A 4,737-nucleotide genomic window follows, 5' to 3' on the forward strand; every position below is an offset into this window, starting at 1 on the left:
GCGAAGTCCAAGTCCGCGCTCAGCACGTAGTGGTCGAAGCCGTCGAAGAAGCCCATGAAGTTGTGGGTGATCCACTGCGATGGCATGGCGTTGGCGCGGACGACCTCGATCTGGTTGAGCTGGAAGCGGCGATAGGCTTCGGTGATGAACTGGCGCCACTTCAGGCGCAAGCCGGGGTTGTGCGGCTGGCCGAACCCGTGCGCGCCGGAGATCGGCAAGGGAATTTGCGACCAGTCGCTGTAGGTCTGCGACCAGTAGACCGTTGCCCAGGCCGCGTTGAGCGCATCCAGCGAGCCATAGCACCGGCGCAGCCAATCTTGAAACGCACGCCGGGCGCCTTCGCTGTAGCTGACGGTGTTGTATTCGTTGTCAATCTGCCAGCCGATCACGCGCGCATCGTGGCCGAAGCAAACCGCCAACTTTTCGGCGATGCGCCGGCAAAACGCCAGGTAGCGCTCGCTGGTTACGTCGTAGTGACACCGCGCGCCATGCGTGGCCAGGCGGCCGTCGGCGTTCACGGCCAGCACGTCGGGGTAGGCCTGGGTCATCCACGCCGGCGGGGCCGCGGTCGGCGTGCCGATTACTACTGCTAAGCCGTGATCGGCGGCCAGGGCGATGGCACGCTCCAGCCAGCCGAAGTTGAACGCGCCTTCGCGCGGCTCCAGGCTCGACCAGGCGAACTCCGCCACGCGCACGACCGTCAGGCCGGCGTCGCGCATCAACTTCACGTCTTCGGCCCAGCGCGCTTCGGGCCAATGTTCGGGGTACCATGCAGCGCCGAGGTGTAGGGGCATAGAGTGGCTCCTGCGTATTGCGTATTGCGTATTACGTATTGTGTGCTGCAAGCCTGACAATCCTGTTCATCCTGTAAATCCTGTCCCGACAAGAGTTATCCTTTCACACCACTGCTGGTCACGCTTTCCACGTAGTAGCGCTGGGCGAGGATGAACACGATCGTGGGTGGGATGATGGCGATGGCCGCGCCGGCCAAGATCAGGTTCGGGCTGTCGCTGGCACGCCCGCGCAACACGTTCAGCGCCAGCGTCAACACCTGCGCGCGCGTGTTGCCGGTGTTCACCACCACCAGCGGCCAGAAGAAGCTGTTCCAGGCATACAGGAAGGTAAACGTCGCCAGCGTCGCCAGCGCCGGCACGCTGGCCGGGATGAAGATGCGCAACAGGATGGACCAACGCGACGCGCCGTCTATCAGCGCCGCCTCCTCGATCTCCTTCGGGATGGTGATGAAGAATTGGCGCATGAGGAAGGTGCCATAGGCCGTGTAGAGCCAAGGGAGGATCAGCGCCGGCATGGCGTTCACCCAGCCGATGGCCACCATGAGCTGATACAGTGGGATGATGAGCACCACGAACGGCACCATGATGGTGCCCAGATACAGCAGGAAGATTTGGTCGCGGCCGGGGAACTTCAGCCGGGCAAAGGCGTAGCCGCCCAGCACGCTGGTGACGAGCTGGCCGATCACCGTCAGGATGGTGATCATCGCCGTGTTGGTCAGCGCGCGGTCGAAACCGAGCAGGTTGACCACTTCAGCGTAGTTTTCGGGATGCGCGGTAATGCGCGTGACCGGCTGGCTGAGCCGTACGTTGGCCAGCGCCGTCTCGTCGGGGTTAGCCGGGTTGACGAACTTGCCGACCGCCGTGCGAGTGAGCACCACCATCTCGGCAATCGCCCCGTTGACTTCGACTTCGTATACGGGCATCGTTTGACCGCCGACGACGACCTCTTTGGGCGTCGCGCCGCCGGCCACCTTCACCTCGCCGAAGCGGCGGATGACGGTGTTGTTCACATCCGGCTGGCCGGCGGCGTCGAGCGGCGCAAAGATGCCCACGCGGATGTTCTCCTCGGCCAGCGCCATCGGCTTCGTCTCGCCCGACGCCACCGAAACGTTATAGAGCGGCAGCGGCCGGTCGAAGCCCGGCACCTCGACGGTGATCTGCTCGGTCGGCAGCAGGCGCGGCGGATAGCTGAACGTGTCGGAGGCCGTCTTGAGCGAGGTGAACAACATCACCAAGAACGGGAAGAGCATGATCGCCGCGAAGACCGTCAGGATCGCGTAGATCATGACAGCGCGAATGGTGCGTGTGGCTCGGTAGCTCATGGCAGGGATCAGGGATCAGGGGCCAGGGGTCGGGGGTCAGGTCGGGATCACATGTCGTATGCGCCGCTGGCGCGCCGTTGCCGGCGGAACTGGAACAGCGTGAAAACGAAGATCACGATGAACAATACCCACGCCAGCGCGCTGGCATAGCCCTGGCGGAAGCTCTGGAAGCCGTTTTGATACAGGTTGAGCGTCATCGTCAGCGTGGACGTTCCCGGCCCGCCCATGCCGTTGCTGACGATGAACACCTGGTCGAACACCTGTAGCGCCTGGATCGTCGTGGTGATCAGTACGTAAAGCGTGGTCGGCGCGAGCATGGGCAGCGTGACGTTGAAGAACTGCTGGCGCGGGTTGGCGCCGTCCACCGTGGCGGCTTCGTATAGCTCGCGCGGGATGGTCTGCAGGCCGGCCAGGAACAAGGATGCATCCTGCGCGCGCTGTGGTTCGATCTCGAAGGTGAGTAACCGCTCGGCGACGCGATAACCCAGGTCGCGCAGATAGGGCTTGATCCAATCAGACGAATGAACGATGCACCAGACCTCGCGCACTCCATGGGATGCCAGTCGCGCTTCGGCTGCGTGGAACACGGCTGCCAGGCGCGCTGCCGGTGAGGCGCCATCGGCGACCGCACACCAACGCAGCCACGCGGTAGCGGCGCGCGTCACATCGAGCGCGTCGGTTTCAGCCAGATCGAGCGGTGTGAGCAAGAGCGCAGCATCACCATCGTCGAACGACCACATATCGCTGTCTGCCCACTCGCTCAGGCGCCACCAGTCGAGGCGGTCGAGGATACGCCGCGCGTGCTGCAAACGAGAGAGCCACCCGCTGCGCGCAGTCGCTGCGCCGGTGTCACGGCTTCTTGTAGACGCGGAATTCCAGTTCCGCTCGCTGGAAGTAGCCATCCGGATCGCCGTCGAGCGGCAGCAGTTGCAGGTTGCGCACTTCGACCTCGACGCGCAACGTCGAGGTGACAATCTCGAAGATGCCCGGTGCCGCCTGCACCAGCTCGCCGCGCGCCGCCAGCTTGCTGCGCATGACGTTGTTGCGATAGGCGTAGGGAGTGAGCATCACCTTGGTGGTGCTCTGGAAGTCGTTCTTGTCGAACGTCCAGATGGCCAGCGCCGTCACCCGCGAGGGCGATGTCAAGCTGACGCGATCGGCGACCGAAGCGCCGCACTCGCCGATCAACTCACCGCTGGTCGCGCTGATCGGGAAGTCCTCGTCGAAGTTCTCGTTGCCGTGCTCATAGACGGCGGGGAAGGTGTCGATGAGCGATTCGCCGGGCAAGGGCGAACTAACGCGCACGGGCGATGGCGAATAGAGCGCCGGGATGACGCCGGGCTCGGTGGGCGCAGCGGCAGCGGCTTGTGCAGCCGGCGCCTCTACGGCAACCTGCCCATCGCCGACGTTGACGTTAACCACAGCCGCCGGACGCGGCTCGCCCACGCCGGCTACGCGCGGCTCAGGCCCCGGCGCAGCGACGGGCACAGGCGCGGGCTTGAGCAAATTCGCGACGAGCAGCAGCAAGCCGGTCAACAAGGCGATCCATAACAGCAGCAGCAATGCGCCAAACAACATCACATTCCGGCGCGCGTCTATCACCGACTGGGCGATGACCGGCGGTTGATCTTTCACCTGCTCTAGGCGTTCGGCCAGCAGGGTGAGGCTGTTCTGATCGGCCAACGTAAACCATCCTTGATCGGGATTGGCACCTTCGCGGGCGTTTTCGTTGCGGGCGGCCTGTTCGGCGCTGCGGGCCATGGCCAACGCCTCGATCGGCGTGGCATCGCCGGTCGTCACGCCGAGGGCCTGCTGGGCTTGGGTCAAGGCGGCATCGGGCTGGCCGACCTGCACGCCCTGGGCATAGCGCGCAGCTACGCGGGCGACATATACGTCACGGTAGTCGGGCCGATCGCCGGCAGGGTCGAAGCGAAGAAAGCGTGGCGGGGCATCGCGCAGGATGATGTTGGCCGGCACCCAGGCATAGACCAGATAGGCAGCGAAGGCGACGCCGATGAGAAAACCGACAACCACCGCGACGGTGACGATGAACCAGCGATTGAAGCCCGAAGCGTCGCTCATAACATGCGATTCTACTTGCGAATTGGGGCTTGACAAGAACTTCGCAGATCGCTATTCTTTGCAGCCGTTTAGAAAAGTCGAATACTGCCCGATCGCGCACTCTTATCCAGAGAGGTGGAGGGACCGGCCCTGTGAAACCTCGGCAACCATCCAGGCGCGGATTTCGGATCGCTGTTAGACCGGCGAACCGGTGCAAACTCCGAAATCCCAGTCCTGAAACGGTGCCAATTCCGGCAGCGCAAACTGGAAGATGAGAGGAGGCGGCAACTCAGATTGCTCACGCCCTCTTGTCTCGTTGCGCAAGAGGGCGATTCGCTTTTCCATGGCGCGCATCATGTGTGGCGTATTGCATGATGCGCGTCACGCAACGTAACACGCAATACGCAAATACGATGACGAAAGGAGCAACGAAACGAATCATGTCCGACCATCAGTTTCACTTCGACACGCTGACCCTGCACGCAGGCACCCGGCCTGACCCGACGACGAACGCGCGCGCGGTGCCGATCTACCAAACCACGTCGTACCAGTTCCGCGAC

At 63.5% G+C, this 4,737-nt stretch carries 5 protein-coding genes and 1 riboswitch; of the genes, 1 reads left to right on the top strand and 4 read right to left on the bottom strand.

All coding sequences use genetic code 11. The annotated features are described in order from the left end of the window. The 4 genes from GXH28_RS15115 to GXH28_RS15130 all read right to left on the bottom strand — a co-directional run. Nucleotides 1–794 (bottom strand): beta-galactosidase (locus GXH28_RS15115; RefSeq protein ID WP_206156883.1); only part of this gene is annotated, 794 nt, incomplete at its 3' end. A gap of 95 nt (nt 795–889) precedes the next feature. Further along, nucleotides 890–2,116, bottom strand: coding sequence for a carbohydrate ABC transporter permease (locus GXH28_RS15120; RefSeq protein WP_169239852.1), 1,227 nt, complete (start codon nt 2,114–2,116; stop codon nt 890–892). A 47-nt stretch (nt 2,117–2,163) separates the two neighbouring features. Beyond that, nucleotides 2,164–2,925, bottom strand: coding sequence for a carbohydrate ABC transporter permease (locus tag GXH28_RS15125; protein WP_169239853.1), 762 nt, complete (start codon nt 2,923–2,925; stop codon nt 2,164–2,166). A 40-nt stretch (nt 2,926–2,965) separates the two neighbouring features. Continuing rightward, complete coding sequence (locus GXH28_RS15130) at nt 2,966–4,198, bottom strand: hypothetical protein (RefSeq protein WP_169239854.1); 1,233 nt, start codon at nt 4,196–4,198, stop codon at nt 2,966–2,968. 99 nt (nt 4,199–4,297) lie between these two features. Continuing rightward, a riboswitch (SAM riboswitch) is annotated at nt 4,298–4,455 on the top strand. A gap of 162 nt (nt 4,456–4,617) precedes the next feature. Here GXH28_RS15130 and GXH28_RS15135 point away from each other — a divergent pair. After that, nucleotides 4,618–4,737 (top strand): PLP-dependent transferase (locus tag GXH28_RS15135; RefSeq protein ID WP_169239855.1); only part of this gene is annotated, 120 nt, incomplete at its 3' end.

Origin of the sequence: Candidatus Roseilinea sp. NK_OTU-006 (assembly GCF_012931985.1) — a bacterium.
GTDB lineage: Bacteria > Chloroflexota > Anaerolineae > J036 > Brachytrichaceae > JAAFGM01.

What these genes read in the sequence shown, in the direction of transcription:
- GXH28_RS15120 (WP_169239852.1), bottom strand. Translation starts at nt 2,116, where the DNA reads ATGAGCTACCGAGCCACACGCACCATTCGCGCTGTCATGATCTACGCG.
- GXH28_RS15130 (WP_169239854.1), bottom strand. Translation starts at nt 4,198, where the DNA reads ATGAGCGACGCTTCGGGCTTCAATCGCTGGTTCATCGTCACCGTCGCG.